Raw genomic sequence first — 23,370 nt, forward strand, 5'->3', positions numbered from 1 at the left:
GCCAGCTGCTGCCCTTATTTTTCGTATATCCACCGCCTTTCGTATCTTTTGACGCTATTGTAAAAAAAATAGCAGGAAATGACAACAGACCTGTGACAAAATGACAGTTTCCATGAAATATGACATTTTTTATGTTAAATATCTGCTAAAAGCACGTTCGTTCCTGATAATTTTCTACACAATACGTCATTTCAGGCAAAAATCCGATATTGGATATACACAAAAGTTATGATATACTATTTTTACTACTCTTTTATAAACCGGAGGTTATATTATTTTGAATATTGCAATTATTGATGACATCTCAACGGATGCAGAAGCCCTGAAGAATATCGCTGTTTCCTATTTTGAGAAAAAACAGATCCGGGCAGAAATCTGTCATTTCTTCAGCGCAGAAGAATTTTTTGAAGATTATCAGCCCGGAAAATTTCAGATCCTGTTCCTGGATATTTATATGGACGGAATGACAGGTATGGAAGCTGCGCGCAGGATCCGAAGACAGTCCGATAGCTGCATCCTTGTTTTTGTCACTACCAGCAGTGATTTTGCTGTGGAAAGCTATGATGTAGGAGCCTCCTATTATCTTCTGAAACCATTTCAGCCAGAAAAACTCTGTTCCATTCTGGATTCCTTTCAATCCAGGCATTTACTGGCATCCCGTTACATTGAAGTCGTTTCTGACCGGGTTCCCATCCGGGTCCCTCTGCGCAGTATTTTATATGCAGATACATTCCGAAATGCAGTGTGCCTTCATACCGACGCCGGTCCGGTCCGTTCTTATCTTACCTTTCACAAATTTGAGGAGCAGATCCGGGACTGTCCCAATTTTCTCTCCTGTTACCGTGGCTGTGTCGTTAATATGGACCGTATACAGGAAGCTTCTGAAGAAGGCTTCCTTCTGGACAACGGAGAGGTCGTCCAGATCCGGAAACGTGGCTCTTCTGCTATCCGTAAAGCCTATCTTCAGTATCTCTTTGCGTCAGATGAAGAAATATCTCAGCTTTAAAAATGCCATTTTCAGACTGAAAATCCGCAAACCCTCCATAACGTGCCGCAATTTCCATGATCGACGCAGTTCCGATCCCCTGTCCGGAATGCTTACCTGAAAAAAATCCTGTTTTATTTCTGCGTAAGGGATCTGTGCAGCTGTTTTCTTCTTTTATAAGAAGTTTATTATTTCTGGTACGTATCTGTACACGGACAAATCTGGAACTGCCTTTCGGACAAAGCTGTGCCGCTTCTATGGCATTTTCCAGAAGATTTCCAAAGAGACGACAAAAATCTGTATCCTGGATCCCTGTTTTTTCCGGTGCCTCTACCTGACACTGAAAAACGATCCCGTTTTTTCTGCATAGTTCTTCATAATAATGTAAGATCGCATCGGCAACCTGATTTTTACAGTAAGAATGATAGGTCAAACGTTCCTGGAATTCACGGGTATACCGGCAAAGGTATTTCTGCATTTCTCCATACTGCTCACGTTCCAGTAATGCAGACAGAACACGAAGGTGCTGACGCATATCATGACGGACACGGCTGGTTTCTTCCATCTGTTCTTTTAATCGGTCGTAATGATTTTTCTGGGCAAGGAGACGAAGTTCAGTCTGATGACTATATACCTCATAAGTCAGACTGATCTTATATGCTTCTGACAGGTCTCTCCACAGAACACAGCCAAACGCAGCTGTCAGTATCAGCCCACCTGTCTCCGGGAAACCTCCTCCCAAAATCGGCTCATAAAGATACCCTATCCGATCTGCCACAAGGGAACAGGCATAAATCGTTGTTCCCACCAAAACGATCTTTCCATATCTGCAATCTGTTTCTCCAAAAGTATTGAGCAGCATATAGATCGCTGCCACCCATTTGACTGCCTCACTGATCCAGACAACATCATAAAGAAGCCTGGCTGAAGGAAGTATATCCGCAAAAATCTCCAGAAAGAAAGCTACTACGATCCAGAGATCGATCAAAAGAAACAGATATATGCCCCTTTTTTTTCCTATAATACAATCCTCAAGCCGGATCATGCAGGAAAGGATCAGATAATAGATCATAGTTTCCAGGGCATACCAGGGCCTTGTGGGAAGAAGAAAAAAATTATGTACCAGGGAGCATAACGAATATCCTGCCACACAGAGACAGACCAGATTAAAAATAGCAAATTCTTTTGTCCTGGTTCTGACATGTACCATAAGAGTCCCAAACATGATACAGATACAGAACGCAATGGCACAGCCGCTTCCGAGTACCCGCAGTCCTCTCTGTATGCTTACACGGACCGGAGATCCCAAAACCGGAATAGCCTGGATTCCGGATCTGATATGGCTTTTGTCTGCTACTGCTATGACAATCTCCACAACCCCGGATCCCTGAAACGTAAAAACACGGTTCATGACCCGGTCCATATAGGTTTTTTCGTCAGGATTCCCTACTTCCCCGGCCAGTTCTCCATTGATATAGATTCGGTATGCGGAAAAAACCTCCGCCATAGATATAGCCCAGATTTTTTCCTCTTCGGGCAGGATCAGAAACATCCGGTATGTCCCACATCCATACGTAGAAGCCTCTTTATTCCCCAGTTCCATTTCATTACGTTCTCCGATCGAAATATAACAACTGTAATATCCTGGATCCTTTTTCAGCATCTCAGGTGTAAGCAGCTTTCCCGGAAAATATTGCCATTCCCTGGCAAGATAATGTAGCTTTGCCGCCGCATCTTTATCATCCAGACAAAGGATTCCCTGAATGGGCTGCTCGCCTTTCGCTGTATATTCATTATTTATGAGATACATCATAAAAAAAGCAGTCATAGATAACACCACAGTAAGTCCAAAGATCAGGGTCCATTGCCTACTTTTCTCCTTTATGACTGTCACCTCGCTTTCCGGATCTGCTTCGGATTCCTACGATCAGCACTGTTATCATTGTTGCTGTCGTCAGGACTACCACTGCAAAAGGATTCTCTTCTATATCATCTATTTTCCGACCTCTTACGCAGAAGATTCCTGTCTCGTCCGTGTCAACGATCAGAAGATCCTGCTTTTTATCCAGGAATGTCTTTAGTTTTCTTCCTCGGGAATCCGTAATTTCCATAGTTTCCGGACCTCCGTTGGGAAACATCTCTTTTACCGGTATCATGATCCGGCTCCCCGGAATATCCGTGATCTTCTGAGTGCCTTTATAGATCTTTATTTCATATGAATGATTGGAAACCTTTTGTACCAGTGCCTGTATTGTACCATTCTCTGCTACCTTCCAACTTTGTGCCACAGAAGCAGGGATACGAAGACTGATTCCTTCTTTTTCAAAATTTATATCTCCCATATATTTCAGGATCAGATCCAGACGTTTTCCACTGATCACAGTCCATTTTTCAGTAACAACTTCTGTTACCTTTCTGGCCGGCTGCTGTACTTCGGGTTCAGCCCGTACAGTTCTCGCGCTATAAATCATACCGACACACAGCGCAATAACTTCAAGTATCAACCAAAAACCATATCGTATTGTTTTTTGCAAATTATACATATCTGGTCATCCCCATTACATATGTTTCATCTATCTGCATCCAGAATACCTCTTTTTCAGCTTTCAGGCAATCAAATCTATACGTAATAAATCGACATCTTTCGAACAAAACAAAGGTGCTGATCACTGCTATTGCACAGAATCAGCACCTTTTCATATATCGTTATTTCTTTTTCTGCATACCTGGAAATCGCCGGAAATAATAGATGACAAACAGCACCGCAGTAATTATCCAGGACACCGGATAACTGAGCATGATACTTTCGATCCCCGGATGAGATCTTACAAAGGCAAACAACCAGATGATACGTAAAAGACAGACTCCTCCACAGGTCAGGATCATCGGAACCAGTACTCTTCCGGCACCGCGCAGCGCTCCGGAAAGAATTCCGATCACAACATAAATGGCATAAGACGGAATCAGGAAACGGATCATATGCACCCCAATGTCTACAACCACCTGATCGGTTGTAAACAAATGGTAGATCGGATTTGCGAACAGGATAAGTGCTCCGCTTACAATAAACGCCGAAATGTATGACATCACCATACAGACGCGGACACTTTTTCGCATGCGGTGGTATTTTCCGGCACCATAATTCTGTCCCACAAAGGTGGTAATTGAGATGGCAAAAGCATTGCAGACCATCCAGAACACCGCATCAATCTTTCCCATAGTTCCCCAGGCTGCCACTGTGTCAGTCCCCAGTTCATTGACAAAAATCTGAATGGTGAGATTGGCAATATTATACATCACCGATTCCAGTCCTGCCGGAAGTCCAATCCTGAGAACTGCCCCAAAAGACCGGAGATCAAAACGAATCTCATGAAATTCCAGACGATAAATATCCTCTGCGCGCATCAGGAACCAGGTTACAAGGATGGCACTGACTGCCTGGCAGCTGACTGTTGCAAGTGCAACACCGAGGACTCCCATATGGAAGATCACTACAAATACAACATCCAGCAAAATATTCAACAAACAGGTAATGATCAGCACATAGAGCGGTCTTTTGGAATCCCCCACTGCTCTTAAGATACTGGATACCATATTATAGACCAGATTAAAAAATGTTCCCGCAAAATAGATATGCAGGTACAACACAGAATCCGGTATTACTTCTGCCGGTGTTTTCATCAGGTGAAGGATCGGCTCAGCCAGGATAAAACCTGCTGTTCCCACAATAATACTGGCAGCCAGGCAGAAGATCATGGATGTGTGAAGTGCTTTTTTAAGGTTTTTGTGGTCTTTCGCTCCGTAAAACTGAGAAATCACTACAGACGCACCGGAACATAAACCTACAAAAAAACCTACGATGAGATTCACGATCATACTGGATGAGCCTCCTACTGCTGCCAATGCTTCTTTTCCCACAAAGCGGCCTACTACAACTGTATCGGCAGTATTGTAGATCTGCTGGAACAGAGTTCCAAACAAAATCGGAAAAAAGAATATCAGAAGCTGCTTCCAGATCACACCCTCTGTGATCTGGTTCACGGCGGTATTTTTCTGATTCTTGTTCTGTTTCATATTTTTTTATTTCCCCCCAGAGTATAAAAAAAGCCGGTATACTTATCTCAGCATACCAGACTCTTTTCGCATCATATATTGACTGTCTAATTAAAATTAGTCCTCAACTTTGATGATTTCCTTCTTATTGTAGCTTCCGCAAGCTTTGCAAACTCTGTGTGGCATCATAAGTGCTCCACATTTGCTACATTTAACAAGGTTCATAGCGCTCATTTTCCAGTTCGCTCTTCTCTTGTCACGTCTAGCTTTGGAAGATTTGTTCTTAGGACAAATGGACATAGGTTACACCTCCTTAAATTTACTGAATATATCACTGATAGCTGCCATGCGGGGATCCTTAGGCTCCTCCTTGCATCCGCAGGGACCTTCGTTTAGGTTCTTCCCGCAGCGGCTGCAGATACCTTTACAGTCTTCTTTACATAAGACCTTTAAAGGCCAGCATATCAATACCTCAAGATAGACCAACCGGTCCACATCCAGGTTCATACCTGTGAGATAGCTGCTTTCATCCAGATCATTGACACGCTCTTCATCAGAAAGCTTCATATCAAGCTTCTTCTTAAATTCCAGCGGTATCTCGACGACTACTGTCTCAAGACAGCGGTCACAGGGAATGCCCACTGTAATCTTACCGGTTCCTGTAAGCTCAAGAACCTTATCACCAGTATTGGTGATCGTAAGCTCTACCGGTTCCTTCGCAAGTACCGGAAAACTTCCCATCTGAAAATCAATCTTCTCCAGTTCAGGAACAACTGATTCCTGGATCGTCTTGCCATCACAGGAAGAAATGTCTAATAAATGAATCTGCATAAGTCTCTCCTATCCACACTCAATCCATTATACATATGGTCTTGTGATTTGTCAACGTTATTTTCGGGAAAATATTACATTTTTTTAATTTTTTGTTACTGTTGGCTTAATCAGAAATTCGGGGTAAATTACGGGGGTGGACCTTTAATTGTCCGCCCCCCGAATGTATACTGCTGATCCACAGTAATATATAATTCTGCCTGATTACCGATCATGCCCGAACGGTTCTGTACCGGTACTGAAACAGCTGATTATACCAGTGCTACAGTCTCACGGCAGATTGCAAGCTCCTCGTTTGTCGGGATAACTGCAACCTTAACCTTGGAGTCCGGTGTGGAGATCACGATTTCCTCGCCACGATGTCCGTTAGCATCTTTGTCAAGTGTTACGCCAAGGTATCCGAGATAGCTGACAACCTTCTCACGTACCGGGATCGCATTCTCACCGATACCTGCTGTGAAGACGATCGCGTCAACACCATTCATTGCTGCAACATATCCGCCTACGAATTTAGCGATGCTATAGCAGAGAACGTCGATGGCATTAGCTGCATCCTCGTTTCCGCCTTCAGCTGCCTCGTTGAGGTCACGGAAGTCGCTGGAAAGTCCGCCGGAAAGTCCGAGAAGACCAGATTTCTTGTTGAGTACATTCATAACGCCCTCAATGTCCAGGTTCTCTTTCTTAGCAATGAACTCCATGATAGCCGGATCGATGTTACCGGAACGAGTTCCCATAACAACACCTTCAAGTGGTGTAAGACCCATTGTTGTATCTACACATTTGCCATTTACAACTGCGCTGATGGAAGATCCGTTTCCAAGGTGGCAGACGATAACTTTGGAGTTGTCTTTGTCAAGGCCAAGGAAATCAACAGCTCTCTTGGATACGAAGCTGTGGGATGTTCCGTGGAAACCGTATCTTCTTACTTTATATTTCTTGTAGAAGTCAAGCGGAAGTCCATAGAGATATGCTTTAGCAGGCATTGTCTGATGGAAAGCGGTATCAAATACGCCTACCTGTGGTACGCCTGGCATAAGCTCTGCACATACACGGATACCAATGAGGTTAGCCGGGTTGTGGAGCGGTGCAAGGTCATTGCACTCTTCTACTGCTTTGATCATCTCGTCTGTGATCACTGCAGAAGAAGCAAATTTCTCGCCTCCGTGTACGACACGATGTCCAATCGCATTAACCTCTTTAAGGCTTCCGATTGCACCTGTTTTATCGTTTGTAAGAGCATCCAGTACCATCTGGATTGCTTCTTTATGTGTTGGCATAGCTGCCTCTGTGATCTCTTTGTCACATCCGGCTTTCTGATATACCAGTCTTCCGTCAATACCGATTCTCTCGCAGAGACCCTTGGCAAGTACATTCTCTGTCTCAGAATCGATTAACTGATATTTTAATGAAGAACTTCCACAGTTGATAACTAATACGTTCATGATTTAACTCTCCTGATCTTTTAATAATTATTTATCCTCTGCCTGGCACTGTACTGCTGTGATCGCTACAACACCTACGATATCATCTGCAGAGCATCCGCGAGACAGGTCGTTTACAGGTTTTGCGATACCCTGTGTAACAGGTCCGTATGCTTCTGCTTTACCAAGACGCTGAGCAAGCTTGTATCCGATGTTACCTGCATCAAGGTCAGGGAATACCAGTACGTTAGCTTTACCTGCTACTTCGCTTCCCGGTGCTTTGGATGCGCCTACGCTTGGAACGATAGCTGCATCAAGCTGGAACTCTCCGTCAAGTTTAAGCTCCGGATGCTCCTCTTTGGCAATTCTTGTAGCCTCTACGACTTTATCTACGTCAGGATGCTTTGCACTTCCCTTAGTGGAGTGGGAAAGCATAGCTACGATCGGCTCCTCCTGAACAAGAAGCTTAAAGGACTCAGCAGAAGATGCTGCGATCGCAGAAAGCTCATCCGGAGTCGGGTTCTGGTTCAGACCGGAATCAGCAAATACGAATGCACCGTTTGCACCATACTCGCAATCCGGAACAACGATCAGGAAGAATGCGGATACAAGCTTGGTTCCCGGTTTTGTCTTCAGGATCTGAAGGCATGGACGAAGTGTATCTGCTGTAGAATGGCATGCACCGGATACCATACCGTCTGCATCCCCCATCTTAACCATCATTACGCCATAGTATGGGTACTGAGTATGAAGGATCTCTTTCGCTTTCTCAGGTGTCATTCCCTTCTTCGCTCTCAGCTCTACAAATTTATCAATATATGCCTGAGTTCTGTCAGATTTCTCCGGATCTACGATCTGTGCACCGGAAATATCAAAGCCGCCCTCTGCAGCTTTCTTGTTGATCTCTTCCTCATTACCGATGAGGATGATCTTTGCAACTCCCTCTTTCAGAATCTTGTCAGTTGCCTCAAGAGTTCTCATATCCTCTGTCTCTGGCAGTACAATTGTTTTTACGCTTTCTTTTGCTCTTTTTTTAAGCAGTTCAACAAATCCCATGATTAAATGGCTCCTTTCTTGATGTAACAAAAACGCTAGTGTCTGTTCGGGCACTACACTATGTTTATTATACCCCCTTACCCTTTTCTTTTCAAGCGTTTCATTGTCAGAAAATGGCTATACTGCGTATTTTTTGAAGTGCAATTGTTACTGTTTACCGACAATGTTCTGCGATGTGTTTTTTGTGGATAAAGATCACAGATGGCCCGAGGATTTCGGCGCATGATCATAAATTTGCGTGATTTCTGTATCTCCCAAAGGGTGTTGCCGGGCCCAGAGCGGACAGCAGCATTCGGGTTTATGGCAGCAAAACAGATTTCGAATGCCGCTTAACTTTTTACATTGCTTATGTTAAAATAGCACCATTATAATTTTCAGAAACGGCAGGTACTTTTTTATATGAAAGTTGTTGGAATCATTGCAGAATATAACCCATTTCACAAAGGTCACGAATACCAGATCCGCTATGCCCGGGAGATCCTTGGTGCTGATTATATTGTGGTCGCCATGAGCGGGGATTTTGTCCAAAGAGGGGCTCCTGCCCTTATGGAAAAACATCTCCGGGCTGAGATGGCTCTTCTCGGAGGCGCCGATCTGATCCTGGAAATGCCGGTACAGACAGCAACGGCCAGTGCGGAAGGATTTGCCGCAGGTGGCGTAAGCCTTCTTGACGGGCTTGGTGTTGTAGATGAGCTATGTTTCGGAAGTGAATGCGGAGATACAGAGACTCTTATGAATATTGCACAGATTCTTGTAAAGGAACCGTTTGAATACCGCAAACTCCTTCAGCAGAATCTTCGTACCGGAATGAGTTTTCCTGCTGCAAGAAGCAGTGCTTTGATCCGTTACATGCGAGAAAAAGCCACTTCCGTGCATAACACATTCGGCGTTTCATCAGAACATATTGAACTCATTCTTTCTTCTCCCAATAACATCCTGGGAGTCGAATACTGCAAAGCGCTTCTCCGTCTTAGCAGCCGTATCCTTCCTCATGCACTTTTAAGAAAGGGAAGTGGTTATCATGATACGGATTTTTCTCTTCTTTCCGATGAAGAATTTCCCTCTGCTTCCGGCATCCGGAGCCTTATGAAAAAATCCGAAGGAACTGTGCAGTCTGCTGATCTTTCCCGGTTGATCCCTTCTGCTTCCCTTCCCGGATTCCTGGATTCTCTCAAAAAAGGAGCATGGCTTTCTGACTCAGCACTGGATCTTCCTCTGCATTACAAACTGCTTCTGGAATCCGAAGAAACTTTAAAAATGTATCCGGAGCTTTCGGATGCACTGATCCGGCGTATCCTGAAATCCCGAAATCAATATGAAGGTTTTTCCCAGTTTGCGGATCTTTTGAAAACACGGGATATTACCCGTTCTGCTATCTGCCGCAGCCTTGTCCGGATCTTTCTTGACCAAAAAACAAAAGCACCCGGACACATTCCCTATGCCCGGGTACTTGGCTTTCAAAAAAACAGCGCTCCGCTTCTCAGCCAGATCAAGAAAAACTCCTCGATCCCGCTGATCACCAAAGCCGCCGATGCATCTGCGATCCTCGATGAAACTGCGCTTCGACTTTTTAATGAAACCTGTGCGGCTTCCAATCTTTACGAAATGCTTCTCTGCCACAAAACAGGTCAACCTTTCATCCACGAGATGAAAAAGCCGCTGCGGATCATTTAAGATCCACAGCAGCTTGAACGCTGATAAGTAATCTTTTCATGGCTTGAGATCGGATTTTGAACAACTTTCAGTTATTCAGTTTAATCCGCTTTTTCGGATCGCTTCCACTGCTTCCCGGATCTTCTCCGGCGGAAGTACCAGGGCGAAACGTACGTAGCCCTCTCCATGGGGACCAAAGCTTGCTCCCGGAGTCACGATGACGCCGGCCTTTTCCATCAGTTCCATACAGAATGCCATGCTGTCGGTGCGGCCACCCGGGATCTTCGCCCAGACAAACATGGTGCCTTTTCCATTTGGAAGTTCCCATCCGATATCACGAAGTCCCTGGCAGAGAGCATCTCTTCTCTCCTGGTACTTCTGACACTGTTCTTTTACGCTGTCCAGCGGTCCCTGAAGTGCTGCAATAGCTGCTTTCTGAAACGGCAGGAACATGCCGAAGTCGATCTGGCTTCTCAATTTGCGGAGCGCTGCGATCACATCCGACCGGCCTACCAGAAAGCTAAGTCTTGCGCCTGTAACATTGAAGGATTTGGAAAGACTGAAAAATTCCACTCCAATATCTTTCGCTCCCGGAGTGGCCAAAAAACTTCCTCCAAATGCCCCGTCAAAAATAATATCGCTGTACGCATTATCATGAATGATCAGAATATCATATTTTTTCGCAAATTCCACGATTTCTTCGTAAAGTCCCGGAGTGGCAATGCTTCCTACCGGGTTGGACGGCAGGGATACTACCATATATTTAGCCTTATTCGCTATTTCTTCCGGAATTCCCTTTACATAGGGAAGGAAATCATGCTCTGCAACCAGCGGATAATAGTAAGGAACTGCTCCTGCCATCAGACTTCCTGCTGCAAATACGGGATAGCACGGATCCGGAAGAAGTACTGTATCTCCCTCATCACAAAGCGCCATGCCAAGATGCCCCATTCCTTCCTGGCTTCCATAAACAGTCATTACCATGTCCGGTGTCAGTTCCACATCAAAACGTTTCTTATAATAAATACAGACTGCATCCAGAAGCTCCGGCAGATCACGGAGACTGTATTTCCAGTTGTTGTCATCCATAGCTGCTTCCGCTACAGCTTTCTTGATATATTCCGGAGTCTTGAAATCCGGAGTTCCCACACTCATGTTATAGATCTTCATGCCCTGTGCTTCCAGCTCCATACGTCGGTTGTTCAGAGCAGCAAAAATTTCATCTCCAAATCGGTCCAATCTTTTTGAAAACTGCATATCATTCGTCCCTCTTCCATAATAAAATCAAACGGATATTCGCAATCCGCTTCGCTACTTGCTCATAAATGAAATCACAAAGTGATTTCATTTATTTTATCACGGTAACGTGACATACTCAAGAATTTTCATAAAAAAAGAACCATCACCTGTGTAAAGCAGCTATTCATTTTCCACTTTACACATGATCGGTAACGGTTCTTCATTATTTATTCCGTTTATTCAGACAAAAGAATACGGTCATTATCCAAAGCCTTGCCCACTCCCGTTTTAAATTTCTCAAGAAGGCCATCCACGGTCATATCCTTCTTCTCTTCCCCTCCGATATCCAGCACGATATTGCCGGAGTCCATCATCAGGATACGGTTACCAAGATCAATTGCTGACTGCATATTGTGTGTGATCATCAGACAGGTCAGCTGATTTTCTTCCACGATCCGTCTGGTGAGATTAAGGACTTTCTCAGCAGTTCCCGGATCAAGGGCTGCAGTATGCTCGTCCAGAAGAAGTAATTTCGGCGGATTCATGGTTGCCATCAAAAGCGTCAGCGCCTGTCTCTGTCCACCGGAAAGGAGACCTACCGGATGACTCATCCGCTCTTCCAGTCCAATGTCCAGCTTCTTCAGTTCTTCCCGGAAACGTTCTTTTTCCTGCCGGGTCGTGCGGGAAAGCCACCCACCCTTGCCGGCTGCAAGTGCAAGATTCTCTTCGATCGTCATTCCCGGTGCAGTACCACGCATCGGATCCTGATAAAGACGTCCGATCTCTTTTGCGCGTGCATGCTGCGGCATAAATGTGATATCCCTGCCATCCAGCTCGATCGAACCGGCATCTGTAAGAAAATCACCGCAGATTGCATTAAAAAGTGTTGATTTTCCTGCACCATTGGAACCGATGATCGTAGCAAAGTCGCCTTTTTTCAGTTCCAGGGAAAGATCTGTGATTGCCTTTTTTTCGTTTACGGTTCCCGGATTAAATGTTTTTGAAATATGGCTGATTTTTAACATAGATCATCTTCCCCCTTTTGCATGAGTCATTCTTCTTCGGATCTGCGGCCACTGTTTCTTAAGATACGGACCGGAAATTGCAAGAACAACGATCACAGAGGATACCAGCTTCAGCATAAATGCCGGCATATTGAACCGAAGTGCGATGGTATACACAAGGCGGAAGATAAAGGAACCAAGCACCATTCCCACCGCTCTCACAAAAATTCCTCCATGTCCGAGAAGGGTACCTCCGATCAGCAAGGATGCCAGTGCGATGGTGACCATACCCTGACCGATGTTGATATCTACGGATTTCTGTGACTGAGACAGAAGGCATCCGGAAAGTGCGGTAAATGCATTTGCCACGCAAAGGCCGATCACCGTTGTAAAGACCGGATTGATGGAGGAAGATTTTACCATATCGGAATTATTTCCGGTTGCCCGGATCGCAAGACCAAGTCTTGTTTTCAGAAAGAATACCAGAAATACGATCACGAGGATCACTGCGATAGCTGCAATGAGGATATCTTCCCTACCTTTTAACGCTGTACCTGCAAGCGCATCCTTCATCATGGTAAATACTGTGGTCGTCCGATTCATATTGATCAGGGATGACCCTCCCATGACCGCGATATTTACGGAATATAATGCAGTATTTACAATAATACCTGCAAGCAGGCTGTCTACCCCCAGCTTCGTCTGCAGGATAGCCGTTACAAATCCTGATGTAACACCTGCTGCCATGGCTGCCGCAATGGACAGAAACGGATGTCCGCTTACAGCAACTACGGCTCCTACAGCGGCCCCGAAGGTAAAGCAGCCATCTGTAGAAAGGTCGCAGACATTCAGCATGGAATAACTAAGGAACAAAGCAAGAACTGTCAGAGAACAGATCAGTCCAAGCTTCAGGGCAGTCTCCCCGAGGGAGAGCATAGTTGCAATCGTCACAGTGATTTCCTCCAATTGGATTTATTTCATAACTGCTCACAAAAGTGAGCGGTTAATTTATTTTGATTCTACTTCATCAAAGCTTTCTGCAGTTGTGATCTCATTTACCTGTGTGCAGAGAGGCTCAAATGCCTTCTTTACGGTATCGAAATCAAGTCCAAGTGCCTTGCAGGTTTCTGTATTAACTGTTGCAGTACCATTGTCAAAGGTTTCAACAGCTGTCTTAGACGGATCCGCATTATCTATCAGGATGTCAGCGATCATATCGGCTGTTTTCTGTCCCAGATTTGCATAATCAACACCATATCCTACAAAGGCACCATTTAATGCAAAGGAGTCGGCACCTGTGTAGTGCGGGATTCCTGCGTCGATGAATTTTTCATAAATAGAAAGCTCTGCTGTCATGATGGTGTTGTCCGTAGGTGTAAATACGGCATCCACACCGTCAGCGATCAGTGCATCTGCTGCGAGCTGGACTTCATCGGTAGTGGTTCCGGTACGCTCTACATATTCGATTCCCTCTTTATCCAGATAATCTTTTGCTTCCTGGATCGCTGTTGTGGAGGAATCCTGTCCGACATCATAGAGAAGACCGATCTTCTTTACATCCGGATTCTGTGCCTGGATCAGCTTCATGATAGAAGAAGTATCCAGGTAATCGCTGGTTCCTGTGATATTTGCACCAGGAGCATCCAGAGAATCTACAAGACCGGAGCCAACCGGATCAGATACTGCGGAGAAAACAACCGGTGTATCGCTTCCCTCTGTAGCGGACTGCATACGCATTGCCACCGGTGTAGCCACACCAACCATCAGGTCAACCTTATCCGCCTGAAAATCTGAAATGATCTGTTCCATAACACTGGCATCTGCATTACAGTTATCATAAGACACATCAAATGTGACACCCTTTTCTTTGCCAAGCTCCTCCAGACGGGACTGGATGTTGTCTACGATCTGGTTCAGGGAAGCATCATCTACATAATTGCAGATGCCCACTTTAAAATCCTCCGCCATAACCGGGCTTGTCATCATCATAGTTGTTGCTGCTACTGCTGCTGCGATCACTAACATTCTTTTTTTCATGGTTTTGTTCTCCCTTCTTATTTCCGCTTATGATTACCTTTTGTACACCTTGCGGTCTGCTTTTCCGGAACAACTTTCATGCAACAGAATCGCTTTTCCTGTAACACAAAAACCGTCCCAAGCTTATATCATGCTTGAGACGGTAATAAAAGTTCTTTATTATCGCGGTACCACTCAAATTGACGAATCGTCCACTTTCCGGTGTACTAACATACACTCCTCATTGGTAACGGGTTCGGTTCCCGTCGGCGCCTACTGTACAGACAAATAGTTCGGGCCGCCCTCGAAAGTCCATTCAACATCTGGTCCCCTGCGGATTTCCACCATCACCGCTCTCTGTGAAGCTTCCTGAAATGTTTACTTCTCTTTCTCACTGGTTTGTTTTTTAAGTTGTGTTTACTTTAGCACATCAACGTGAGTCTGTCAAGCCCAAAAATAAAATTAATTCTTAAAGCTGTGGATCGGTGCCGGGATCCTTCCACCTCTCTGTACAAATGCATCACAGGAGAAGGAATTTACAGGCATGATCGGAGCATAGCCAAGAAGACCTCCGAACTCAACCGTTTCGCCCACACCCTTACCGATAACCGGGATGAGACGTACTGCAGTTGTCTTCTGATTTACCATACCGATGGCAGACTCATCTGCAATGATACCTGCCAGTGTAGTCGCCTTGGTATCTCCCGGAACTGCGATCATGTCCAGACCAACAGAGCATACACAGGTCATGGCTTCCAGCTTCTCCAGAGTAAGCGCTCCCTCGTTTACCGCATCGATCATTCCCTGATCCTCGCTGACAGGAATAAAAGCACCACTTAATCCGCCCACAGCAGCTGCTGCCATAACGCCGCCTTTCTTCACCTGGTCGTTGAGAAGTGCAAGCGCTGCAGTTGTTCCAGGTGCACCGGCTCTCTCAAGGCCGATCTCTTCCAGGATCTCAGCTACGGAATCACCGATAGCCGGTGTCGGTGCAAGAGAAAGATCCACAATACCAAACGGCACGTCAAGACGCTTGGATGCCTCACGTGCAACCAGCTGTCCAACTCGTGTAACCTTGAATGCGGTACGTTTGATCATCTCGCAAAGAGTTCCGAAGTCCTCGCCACGAACCTGCTCCAGAGCTTTCTTTACAACGCCAGGGCCACTGACACCTACGTTGATGATGCAGTCCGCCTCTGTGACACCGTGGAACGCGCCTGCCATAAACGGGTTATCATCCGGTGCGTTACAGAATACTACCAGCTTGGCACATCCAAGAGAATCCTGGTCCTTAGTAGCCTCTGCTGTTGCGAGGATGATCTCGCCCATCAGCTTTACGGCATCCATGTTGATACCGGTCTTGGTGGAACCAACGTTTACAGAACTGCAGACGCGCTCTGTTTCTGCCATTGCCTGAGGAATGGAGCGGATAAGAAGTTCCTCTGCCGGAGTCATTCCTTTGCTTACCAGTGCAGAATATCCGCCGATAAAGTTAACGCCAACTTCCTTGGCACATTTATCCAGCGTTCTTGCGATGGTCACAAAATCCTCCGGTTTCTTACATGCAGCCCCGCCAACCAGAGCAATGGGTGTTACGGAAATTCGTTTATTTACAACCGGGATACCGTACTCGGTTGCGATCTCATCACCGGTAGCTACCAGATTTCTGGCCTTTGTGGTGATCTTTTCGTATATTTTCTGATTCAGTGCATCCAGGTCAGGATCGATACAGTCCAGAAGGCTGATCCCCATGGTGATGGTACGCACATCCAGATTCTCCTGCTCGATCATTTTATTTGTCTCGTTTACCTCAAAAATATTGATCATTTTATTTTCTCCCTGATGATTGATGTAAAGTAGATATCATATGCATTGGCAATCCGCATTCGCTGCTTGATCATACTCGATGCATCATGTTAAAAATATCTTCATGCTGGCAGTGGATCACAACACCGATCTCCTTGCCCAGATTTTCAAGCTCTTTTGCAAGTTCACCGCCATCCTTTTCACATTTTGCTGTGTCTGCGATCATCATCATGTTGAAGTAACCCTGAACGATGGTCTGAGAAATATCCAGAATATTAACCTGATTCTCTGCAAGATATGTACAAACCTTTGCAATAATTCCTACTGTGTCATTTCCTACTACTGTGATAATTGTCTTCTTCATCGTTTTTTCCTTTCTACACTGTGATTATTTCTGATATGTGATCCCTCTTCGCTACCTGGATCTTAAAATCCCTGGAACGGTACGGGTTGTCACCAAGTGTCACCTCCGAGCACACAGTCTCGTAGGCAAGTTCTTCATAGTTGTTTTCTCTGCTTAAATGGCCAAGAAAAACCGCCTTCAGATTATCATGGAGGATCCGACAGAGCAGACGTCCTGCATTCTCATTGGAGAGATGCCCACGGTCTCCCAGAATCCTCTGTTTGAGATAATAAGGGTATTTTCCAACCTGAAGCATGCGGATGTCATGATTTGCTTCCAAAAGCACCGCATCCAGATTCTCCAGATTTTTTACAATGTAATCATTATATTTTCCAAGGTCTGTGGCAATGCCCACAGAATGCTCTCCGCATTCCAGGCGGTAACCCACCGGCTGTGCAGCATCATGGGGAATGGTAAAAGGATTTACCGTCAGGTCCTTGATCCCAAAAGGCTCATCCTCCCGGATCTCGTGGATCAGTCCCTCCGGCATTTTTCCAAGGGATTTCATACGAAGCATGGCATCTGCGGTTCCACCTGTGGTATAGATGGGAATTCCGTATTTTCTGGAGATCACTCCCAGTCCCTTGATATGGTCGGAATGTTCATGTGTGATCAGGATGCCGTCCACATCTTTCCCTGTAAGATCCAGGGAATTCAGGCCTTTTTCGATACTCTTCCCGCTGATTCCCACATCTACCAGAACATGTGCCTCCTCAGATCCCACATAAATACAGTTGCCGCTGCTTCCGCTGGCAATACTACAAAGTCTCATTTCTCTCTATCCCTTCTCTGATCTGTCTCCGGGTACCCTTCAGATCTCCATTATTCTCGATCACATAATCCGTATGTTCTCTGAAAACCTGGTCAGATACCTGGTTTCGGATAATGCCAAGAGATTTCTCTCTGGAATAGCCGCGGCTTTCCATCAGACGACGGATCCGGATTTCCTCCTCTGTATACACATACCAGACTTCATCACAGAATTCCTGATAATTCTCTTCCAGAAAAAGAGCAGCTTCCACAACACAGATTTCTCTTCCGGCTTCCTTCTGTTCTCCAAGAAGATCCAGGATTCTCTGCTTTACAGCCGGATGGATGATCCCGTTTAATTTCAAAAGCATATCCTTATCTGTGAATACTACATCAGAAATCCGTCTCCGGTCAATAGTTTTATCTTTTTTTATGATTTCTTTTCCAAACAATGCGATCACCGCATCGTAACATTCTTCCCCCGGTTCCATCAGAATGTGACCAAGCTGGTCTGCCTGGATCACATATGCCTGGAAATCTTCTTCCAGGATTCCAAGTACTGTACTTTTTCCGGCCCCTACTCCGCCGGTTACTCCGATCACTCTCATTTATTTCGCCTCATACCAGCTGTCACCCTGGTGCATATCTACGTCAAGTTCCACTGCAAGGTCTGCCGCTCCCTTCATCTCTTCTTCCAGAATACGGGAAACTTCCTCGATCTCTTCTTTCTTTGTCTCGATCAGAAGCTCATCATGAACCTGCAGCACCAGTCTTGAACGCAGTCCCTCTTTTTTCATTCGTTCATAAACATGATTCATGGCTATTTTGATGATATCTGCTGCAGTACCCTGGATTGGAGAGTTCATGGCTACACGTTCTCCGAAGGAGCGCTGCATGAAATTACTGGATCTCAGCTCCGGCACGGGCCTTCGTCTGCCGAACATAGTTGTTACATAACCGTGTTCCTTGCCATCCTTTACCAGACCGTCCAGAAAGCCCTTGATCTTCGGATAGGTCTCGAAATATTTCTCAATATAGGCAGCTGCCTCTTTTCTGGTAATACTTAGATCCTGGCTCAGTCCAAAGGAACTGATCCCATAAACGATTCCGAAATTTACCGCCTTGGCATTTCTTCGCTGAAGAGATGTCACTTCATCCAGCGGCACATGAAACACCTGGGATGCGGTGAGCCGGTGGATATCCTCCGCCTCACGATAAGCCTGGATCAGTTTTTCATCACCGGACATATGTGCCAGCACACGAAGCTCGATCTGGGAATAATCGGCATCCAGAAATACAAATCCCTCCTCCGGCACAAAAACCTTACGGATCAGCCTGCCCAGCTCCATGCGGACCGGTATGTTCTGAAGATTCGGATCTGTACTGCTGATACGACCGGTTGCTGTGATCGTCTGATTGAAAGTAGAGTGGATCCTTCCATCTTCTCCGATCACATTTCCGAGACCATCTGCATAAGTGGATTTCAGCTTGGTCAGCTGGCGGTACTCCAGGATATCTTTTACGATGGCATGATCCGGCGCCAGCTTATCCAGGATATCCGCCGCTGTGGAATAGCCAGTCTTGGTCTTCTTTCCACCTGGAAGTCCCAGCTTTTCAAAAAGGATCACACCCAGCTGTTTCGGGGAATTGATATTAAACTCCTCCCCTGCTTCCTGCCAGATGGTTTTTTCCAGCTCCTGGATACGGACTTTAAGTTTTTCACCATAGCTCTTAAGCTCTTCACCCTTAACGGAAATCCCCCATTTTTCCATGGAATCCAGGGTAAAGACAAGAGGAAGCTCGATCTCATCATAAACCTTACGCATGCCTGTTTCATCCAGTTTTTCAAGAAGAACCTTTCGGGCCATGCAGGGCACAAACGCCTGATAGCAGGCATAATTTCCAAGGCATTCCTGTTCCTCTTCCCAGGCCTTTTTCAGAGAAGTCTTTCCAAGAAGGTCTTCCTTTGAGGGGAGCATCATACCATCCAGATATTCTCTGGCGATGTCATCATAGGAATAGGAAGATTTCAGCGGGTTCAGAAGATATGCAGCAACCCCCGCATCAAAAACCTTCTTCGGATCATCAAGGGAAACATGTTTGAGAACTGATTTAATATCCATAGCACAGAGCACCGTACTGTCCGCCAGAGTTTTCAGTTTTCCGCAAAGGTAATCCCCTGTGAGAAGTCCTCCTACCGGAATCTGATAGATTTCTTTTTCATCCAGGACCAATCCCACGGTATACACCTGATCCGGATCTGCAAGAACAGAAATACCCACCTGATCTTTCTGCGCTGCTTTTTCAAACAGTGCCTCTACACCGGAAAGATCATTACAGGTAAAAAATTCCAGTTCCATGGAGGAATCTGCTGTCGTAGCCAGATCAAAACGGTTCAGCATGTTCTTAAATTCCAGGCGTTTACACAATTCATATGCCTCCGGAGTATAGGGATTTTCCACTTTCGCTTTTTCGTAGGAAAATTCCAGCGGACTATCTGTGTTGATGGTTGCAAGCTCTTTGGAAAGCTGTGCCAGATCATAATGCTCGCGGAGAGATTCTTTCGCCTTATTAGGCTTTACCTCTTCCAGATGCTCATAAGCATTCTCAATGGAACCGAACTGCACGACCATCTTGGTCGCGGTTTTCTCTCCAACGCCCGGGATTCCCGGAATATTATCAGAGCTGTCGCCCATCAGCGCTTTCAGCTCTATGATCTGCGGCGGCGTTACCTGATATTTCTCAAGAACTTCCGCTGTATGGTAGTTTTCAATGGTTGTCTTTCCCCGGACAGTCTTCGGAAGCCGGATCAGCACCTTATCTGTGGCAAGCTGAAGAAGATCCCTGTCTCCGGAAAGAATGGTAACATCCATACCCTTTGCTTCACTTCTTCTGGCGACCGTACCAAGAAGATCATCTGCTTCATAGCCTTCCAGGGACATGATGTTGATTCCCATGGCAGAAAGCATCTCCTTGATCAGCGGAACCTGTTCCCGAAGCTCCTCCGGCATGGGTTTTCGGGTACCTTTATAGGCTTCATATCTCTTATGCCGGAACGTAGGTGCACTCAGATCAAATGCAACGGTAAGATACTCCGGCTTCTCTTCCTCCATGATCCTGAACATAATATTCAGAAATCCATATACCGCTCCTGTATGACGTCCTTCTGCATTGGTAAGATCCGGCAGACCATAAAACGCACGGTTCAGGATGCTGTGACCATCGATCAGTAATATTTTTTCACTCAAAATCAAATTCCCTCCTTCAGTTCCAGGATCACAAAAACAAGAAAGACCACCAGTGCCGCGATCAGAACGCAGACTGCCACTGCAGCGATCGCTCTGTGAAATTTCTTTTTTCGGATATACCTTCTGGATTTTCGGATATCCTCTTCCAGAAGCTCCTTAAAATCCAGAACAGTATCTTCCTGTTTCTCATCCAGCTGCTGCATAGCCTTATGTACAATGAAATATGTGGCAAGCTCATCGTAGCAGGAGGAACACTTCTCAATATGCTCCAGAAAATCCTCCAGATCATTCAACGGCAACGTATGATCGATATATTTATTAACCATTCCCTCTGCAATACGACAGTTCATATTTTCCCGTTACTGAAAACTTATAAAAAGTTATAAACTTCTATGTTTCATTCCTACTTCAACGAGTATGCTTTTGATGATATAAATATCTATCTACTCACAAGTTCTTGTACTCTCCATAAGCGTAAATTCCGGATTAACGTACCCGTACATATTTGCACTAACGTTTTAGTGTTAGCTTGCAACTCTTTCTCCATAAGCCTTGAGATTTATAGATGCCTGAAAATCTCTATCAATGACATTTCCACAATCACATTTATAAATTCTGTCAGATAATTTCAAGTCTTTTTTAATGTTTCCACAGCAACTGCAAAGCTTTGATGATGGATAAAACCAATCTGCCACAATAAGCTGAATCCCTTTATCCCTGCACTTGTGTTCAAGCTGCTTTCTAAACTCAAAAAACCCCTGATTCTGAACTGCTTTTGATAAATATCTATTTTTCATCATTCCACTAACATTCAAATCTTCAATACAAATAAATCTTGGTTTTCGACTTACAATTTCAGATGTAGTCTGATTCAAATAGTTCTTACGGATATTTGTTAATCTGTGATTTCGTTTTAATAAAAGTTTTTCCTTTTTGATTACATTATTTGTTTTGCAGTAACTTTCTCCTTTCTTATTTTTCTCGTAAGAACGAGAGATACTACGCTGTAATCTGCGTTTCTGTTTTTCTAGTTTCTTTACTTTCTGACTTTTATTGATGTTCTTATACTTAGCTCCATCAGAGCAAATAGCCAGATCTTTGATTCCTAGATCTATACCAATTCCATCATCATTAAGTTTTTCTATGCAATCAGGAAATTCCACACATACGCTGATCCACCAGTTCAACCCATCAAAAGATATTCTCGGATTCATGTATTTAGCATCTGTAGGAATACGACCATGCTCTGCAAGTCTTACCCAATTTAGTTTTTGTTTATTTCTTTTCCTGCTCGAAGAAAATCCTTCAAACTTAACATGAGTATTGCTGAATTGTATCTTAATATTATCCTGATAGAACTTCGGCATTGACCTCTTTTTTGACTTGAATCTTGGGAATTTCTGCAAACCTTTGAAAAAGTTCTTATAAGCAGTGCAGGCATCTTTGATTACCTGTTTGGTTACATTATTTGAAATACTCAATAACCATGCGTATTCATCAGAATGTCTAAGCTTTGTAAATTCTTTTCTGAGTTCTGCATCTGAAATGAATTTTCCGCCTTTTTCATAGTTTTCTTTTTCCCTTGCCAAAGCCCAGTTATAAGCAAATCTTGAAGCACCTGCGTACTGAAACATCTTAGTTTTCTGTACATTGTTTGGTATCAACATTGCTTTTATGGCTTTTACCATCTACTTCCTCCTGTATCAGTTCCCGGATAAGTTTCTTAGCTTTATTCGCTCGTTTTCCTTGTAATTTGCAACTGAATACTGTGATTATCTGAACCAGATCTTCAACAAGTTCCTGCTGTTCGGATTTTTCAGTATTATCAATCTGTCGTTCCAGATCATCTTTCTGTTTATGGCTGGAAACGCGACAATATCCAATTGTAATGCGATTTTTAGGCTTTACATTTATTACCTGGTTGAGTTACTCGTCAGAATAATATCTATAGCCGCTTACTGTAGTATGATGCGGATGAAGTTTTCCATTGGCATCCCAATTTCGTAATGTCTGGGCGGATACGCCTATAATTTTTGAAAATTCATGTATAGAATAATATTTACTCAAAGCATCAACTCCTTTCAATAATATTCCACTCTAATATCTTATAAAACTCAACATGTACTTATATGATTTTATAATTTATATTTAACTATTAATAGCCTCCCGATCTCACGCCCCAGCACCACCTGCAGCAGCAACCTGCTTCCTCTCACCAATACCAGGAAACGTCATCACCGCGTTAAACAAAAAATCATCCAGAAGATTCATATCCTCAAGCCGCTTCCTCTGCATAAGCCTCCTCCTTTCACTATGATGGCAAAAGAAAAAACCTCACACAACCAACCGGCTCCTCCCCGCCATATTTATACAACCAACCATATGGGGATCAGATAGCCGAACGGCCCAGAATGTTCCCAGATATGTACTTTCAGTATAACCACCCCACCAACAAAAGTCAACAAAAACCCTTCGACAAAAACCGCCAAAACCTCATCCCACTTCATCCACCACAGCGTCGATTCCACACCCCACCTCACAACGCCGATTCCACACTCACCCCACAACGCATCCAGCGCAGCGCCGATGCCCCACCACCTCCCGGCAAACCACAAGGAAACTCAGCCCCTGCAGCCATCCAGCGCAGCGCTGATGGCTCACCCACTCCCTGCAGCCATCCAGCGCAGCGCTGATGGCTCACCCACTCCCGTCAGACCACCACGCCCTCACACCCCCCAAAAAACAGAACGGACAGACTGCCAGCGGGACGGCTGCATGGTCGGGACCCGGTGCGTCGGAGTAAGCCGCTGGTCATACTTGGCGCCTGGGGCTTCTGACGGGAAGGTACTCTGCGGCCACAAGCCGCAGAGTAAGCCCCATCTGTCTGAGCCAGGTACGCATCAGC

Annotated in this window: 21 protein-coding genes, 1 pseudogene and 1 other annotated feature; of the genes and pseudogenes, 2 read left to right on the forward strand and 20 right to left on the reverse strand. The window is 44.9% G+C overall.

What is annotated here, in order from left to right; translation table 11 throughout:
* The first annotated feature begins 277 nt into the window (after window positions 1–277).
* On the forward strand, window positions 278–1,006 hold the full coding sequence (locus tag DMI82_RS10465; protein ID WP_110103258.1) for a LytR/AlgR family response regulator transcription factor: 729 nt from the start codon (window positions 278–280) through the stop codon (window positions 1,004–1,006).
* Here the strand turns inward: DMI82_RS10465 and DMI82_RS10470 are convergent.
* From DMI82_RS10470 to pta, 7 genes are all read right to left on the reverse strand, one after another.
* Entirely contained in the window at window positions 945–2,813 is a 1,869-nt protein-coding gene (locus tag DMI82_RS10470; RefSeq protein WP_110103259.1) for a GHKL domain-containing protein, read from the reverse strand. The genes DMI82_RS10465 and DMI82_RS10470 overlap by 62 nt on opposite strands.
* 40 nt (window positions 2,814–2,853) lie before the next feature.
* Complete coding sequence (locus tag DMI82_RS10475) at window positions 2,854–3,456, reverse strand: hypothetical protein (protein WP_146207149.1); 603 nt, start codon at window positions 3,454–3,456, stop codon at window positions 2,854–2,856.
* Between the two features lie 235 nt (window positions 3,457–3,691).
* Entirely contained in the window at window positions 3,692–5,059 is a 1,368-nt protein-coding gene (locus DMI82_RS10480; protein WP_110103261.1) for an MATE family efflux transporter, read from the reverse strand.
* Window positions 5,060–5,155: 96 nt separating this feature from the next.
* A complete protein-coding gene (rpmF, locus tag DMI82_RS10485) occupies window positions 5,156–5,338 on the reverse strand; it encodes a 50S ribosomal protein L32 (protein ID WP_015525241.1) in 183 nt (60 codons plus the stop codon).
* 3 nt (window positions 5,339–5,341) lie between these two features.
* Window positions 5,342–5,869, reverse strand: a complete 528-nt coding sequence (locus tag DMI82_RS10490; protein WP_110103262.1) for a YceD family protein — start codon at window positions 5,867–5,869, stop codon at window positions 5,342–5,344.
* A gap of 251 nt (window positions 5,870–6,120) precedes the next feature.
* Window positions 6,121–7,311: an acetate/propionate family kinase gene (locus DMI82_RS10495; protein WP_021652542.1), complete on the reverse strand. Its 1,191-nt coding sequence runs from the start codon at window positions 7,309–7,311 to the stop codon at window positions 6,121–6,123.
* A 27-nt stretch (window positions 7,312–7,338) separates the two neighbouring features.
* Window positions 7,339–8,346, reverse strand: coding sequence for a phosphate acetyltransferase (gene pta / locus DMI82_RS10500; RefSeq protein ID WP_015525244.1), 1,008 nt, complete (start codon window positions 8,344–8,346; stop codon window positions 7,339–7,341).
* A gap of 399 nt (window positions 8,347–8,745) precedes the next feature.
* On the opposite strand from pta, the gene DMI82_RS10505 reads away from it, so the two are divergent.
* Complete coding sequence (locus DMI82_RS10505) at window positions 8,746–10,020, forward strand: tRNA(Met) cytidine acetate ligase (RefSeq protein WP_110103263.1); 1,275 nt, start codon at window positions 8,746–8,748, stop codon at window positions 10,018–10,020.
* Between the two features lie 75 nt (window positions 10,021–10,095).
* Here DMI82_RS10505 and DMI82_RS10510 read toward each other — a convergent pair whose 3' ends face one another.
* From DMI82_RS10510 to DMI82_RS20465, 13 genes and pseudogenes are all read right to left on the reverse strand, one after another.
* Window positions 10,096–11,256: a pyridoxal phosphate-dependent aminotransferase gene (locus DMI82_RS10510; RefSeq protein ID WP_110103264.1), complete on the reverse strand. Its 1,161-nt coding sequence runs from the start codon at window positions 11,254–11,256 to the stop codon at window positions 10,096–10,098.
* 218 nt (window positions 11,257–11,474) lie between these two features.
* Entirely contained in the window at window positions 11,475–12,263 is a 789-nt protein-coding gene (locus DMI82_RS10515) for an ABC transporter ATP-binding protein (RefSeq protein WP_015525247.1), read from the reverse strand.
* Window positions 12,264–12,266: 3 nt separating this feature from the next.
* On the reverse strand, window positions 12,267–13,178 hold the full coding sequence (locus tag DMI82_RS10520; protein WP_110103268.1) for an ABC transporter permease: 912 nt from the start codon (window positions 13,176–13,178) through the stop codon (window positions 12,267–12,269).
* Window positions 13,179–13,250: 72 nt separating this feature from the next.
* Window positions 13,251–14,279 (reverse strand): ABC transporter substrate-binding protein, encoded by a 1,029-nt coding sequence (locus tag DMI82_RS10525; protein WP_021652537.1) that lies wholly within the window; start codon window positions 14,277–14,279, stop codon window positions 13,251–13,253.
* 132 nt (window positions 14,280–14,411) lie between these two features.
* Window positions 14,412–14,662, reverse strand: a binding site (T-box leader).
* Window positions 14,663–14,720: 58 nt separating this feature from the next.
* Window positions 14,721–16,085 (reverse strand): PFL family protein, encoded by a 1,365-nt coding sequence (locus DMI82_RS10530; protein ID WP_015525248.1) that lies wholly within the window; start codon window positions 16,083–16,085, stop codon window positions 14,721–14,723.
* A gap of 70 nt (window positions 16,086–16,155) precedes the next feature.
* Window positions 16,156–16,428, reverse strand: a complete 273-nt coding sequence (locus DMI82_RS10535) for an ACT domain-containing protein (protein WP_015525249.1) — start codon at window positions 16,426–16,428, stop codon at window positions 16,156–16,158.
* A 13-nt stretch (window positions 16,429–16,441) separates the two neighbouring features.
* On the reverse strand, window positions 16,442–17,239 hold the full coding sequence (locus DMI82_RS10540; RefSeq protein ID WP_015525250.1) for an MBL fold metallo-hydrolase: 798 nt from the start codon (window positions 17,237–17,239) through the stop codon (window positions 16,442–16,444).
* Window positions 17,226–17,825: a dephospho-CoA kinase gene (gene coaE / locus DMI82_RS10545; protein WP_015525251.1), complete on the reverse strand. Its 600-nt coding sequence runs from the start codon at window positions 17,823–17,825 to the stop codon at window positions 17,226–17,228. The genes DMI82_RS10540 and coaE overlap by 14 nt, the downstream gene beginning before the upstream one ends.
* On the reverse strand, window positions 17,826–20,465 hold the full coding sequence (polA, locus tag DMI82_RS10550) for a DNA polymerase I (protein ID WP_110103265.1): 2,640 nt from the start codon (window positions 20,463–20,465) through the stop codon (window positions 17,826–17,828).
* A gap of 2 nt (window positions 20,466–20,467) precedes the next feature.
* Window positions 20,468–20,815, reverse strand: a complete 348-nt coding sequence (locus DMI82_RS10555) for an anti-sigma factor family protein (RefSeq protein WP_044962144.1) — start codon at window positions 20,813–20,815, stop codon at window positions 20,468–20,470.
* Between the two features lie 174 nt (window positions 20,816–20,989).
* Window positions 20,990–22,153 (reverse strand): RNA-guided endonuclease InsQ/TnpB family protein, encoded by a 1,164-nt coding sequence (locus DMI82_RS10560; protein ID WP_110103266.1) that lies wholly within the window; start codon window positions 22,151–22,153, stop codon window positions 20,990–20,992.
* Window positions 22,101–22,532 (reverse strand): annotated as a pseudogene (locus tag DMI82_RS10565) (MerR family transcriptional regulator). Before DMI82_RS10565 ends, DMI82_RS10560 begins: the two are co-directional and overlap by 53 nt.
* Window positions 22,533–22,637: 105 nt before the next feature.
* Window positions 22,638–22,760: a hypothetical protein gene (locus tag DMI82_RS20465; protein WP_278308650.1), complete on the reverse strand. Its 123-nt coding sequence runs from the start codon at window positions 22,758–22,760 to the stop codon at window positions 22,638–22,640.
* Window positions 22,761–23,370: the final 610 nt, after the last annotated feature.

It is taken from the genome of Blautia sp. BCRC 81119 (assembly GCF_003184505.1).
GTDB classification, from domain to species: domain Bacteria; phylum Bacillota; class Clostridia; order Lachnospirales; family Lachnospiraceae; genus Blautia_A; species Blautia_A fusiformis.

Coding starts and splice junctions, on each gene's coding strand:
- DMI82_RS10470 (WP_110103259.1), bottom strand. CDS start 2,813: ATGACTGCTTTTTTTATGATGTATCTCATAAATAATGAATATACAGCG.
- DMI82_RS10475 (WP_146207149.1), bottom strand. CDS start 3,456: ATGATTTATAGCGCGAGAACTGTACGGGCTGAACCCGAAGTACAGCAG.
- DMI82_RS10480 (WP_110103261.1), bottom strand. CDS start 5,059: ATGAAACAGAACAAGAATCAGAAAAATACCGCCGTGAACCAGATCACA.
- rpmF (WP_015525241.1), bottom strand. CDS start 5,338: ATGTCCATTTGTCCTAAGAACAAATCTTCCAAAGCTAGACGTGACAAG.
- DMI82_RS10490 (WP_110103262.1), bottom strand. CDS start 5,869: ATGCAGATTCATTTATTAGACATTTCTTCCTGTGATGGCAAGACGATC.
- DMI82_RS10495 (WP_021652542.1), bottom strand. CDS start 7,311: ATGAACGTATTAGTTATCAACTGTGGAAGTTCTTCATTAAAATATCAG.
- pta (WP_015525244.1), bottom strand. CDS start 8,346: ATGGGATTTGTTGAACTGCTTAAAAAAAGAGCAAAAGAAAGCGTAAAA.
- DMI82_RS10505 (WP_110103263.1), top strand. CDS start 8,746: ATGAAAGTTGTTGGAATCATTGCAGAATATAACCCATTTCACAAAGGT.
- DMI82_RS10510 (WP_110103264.1), bottom strand. CDS start 11,256: ATGCAGTTTTCAAAAAGATTGGACCGATTTGGAGATGAAATTTTTGCT.
- DMI82_RS10515 (WP_015525247.1), bottom strand. CDS start 12,263: ATGTTAAAAATCAGCCATATTTCAAAAACATTTAATCCGGGAACCGTA.
- DMI82_RS10520 (WP_110103268.1), bottom strand. CDS start 13,178: ATGCTCTCCCTCGGGGAGACTGCCCTGAAGCTTGGACTGATCTGTTCT.
- DMI82_RS10525 (WP_021652537.1), bottom strand. CDS start 14,279: ATGAAAAAAAGAATGTTAGTGATCGCAGCAGCAGTAGCAGCAACAACT.
- DMI82_RS10530 (WP_015525248.1), bottom strand. CDS start 16,085: ATGATCAATATTTTTGAGGTAAACGAGACAAATAAAATGATCGAGCAG.
- DMI82_RS10535 (WP_015525249.1), bottom strand. CDS start 16,428: ATGAAGAAGACAATTATCACAGTAGTAGGAAATGACACAGTAGGAATT.
- DMI82_RS10540 (WP_015525250.1), bottom strand. CDS start 17,239: ATGAGACTTTGTAGTATTGCCAGCGGAAGCAGCGGCAACTGTATTTAT.
- coaE (WP_015525251.1), bottom strand. CDS start 17,825: ATGAGAGTGATCGGAGTAACCGGCGGAGTAGGGGCCGGAAAAAGTACA.
- DMI82_RS10555 (WP_044962144.1), bottom strand. CDS start 20,815: ATGAACTGTCGTATTGCAGAGGGAATGGTTAATAAATATATCGATCAT.
- DMI82_RS10560 (WP_110103266.1), bottom strand. CDS start 22,153: ATGGTAAAAGCCATAAAAGCAATGTTGATACCAAACAATGTACAGAAA.
- DMI82_RS20465 (WP_278308650.1), bottom strand. CDS start 22,760: ATGCAGAGGAAGCGGCTTGAGGATATGAATCTTCTGGATGATTTTTTG.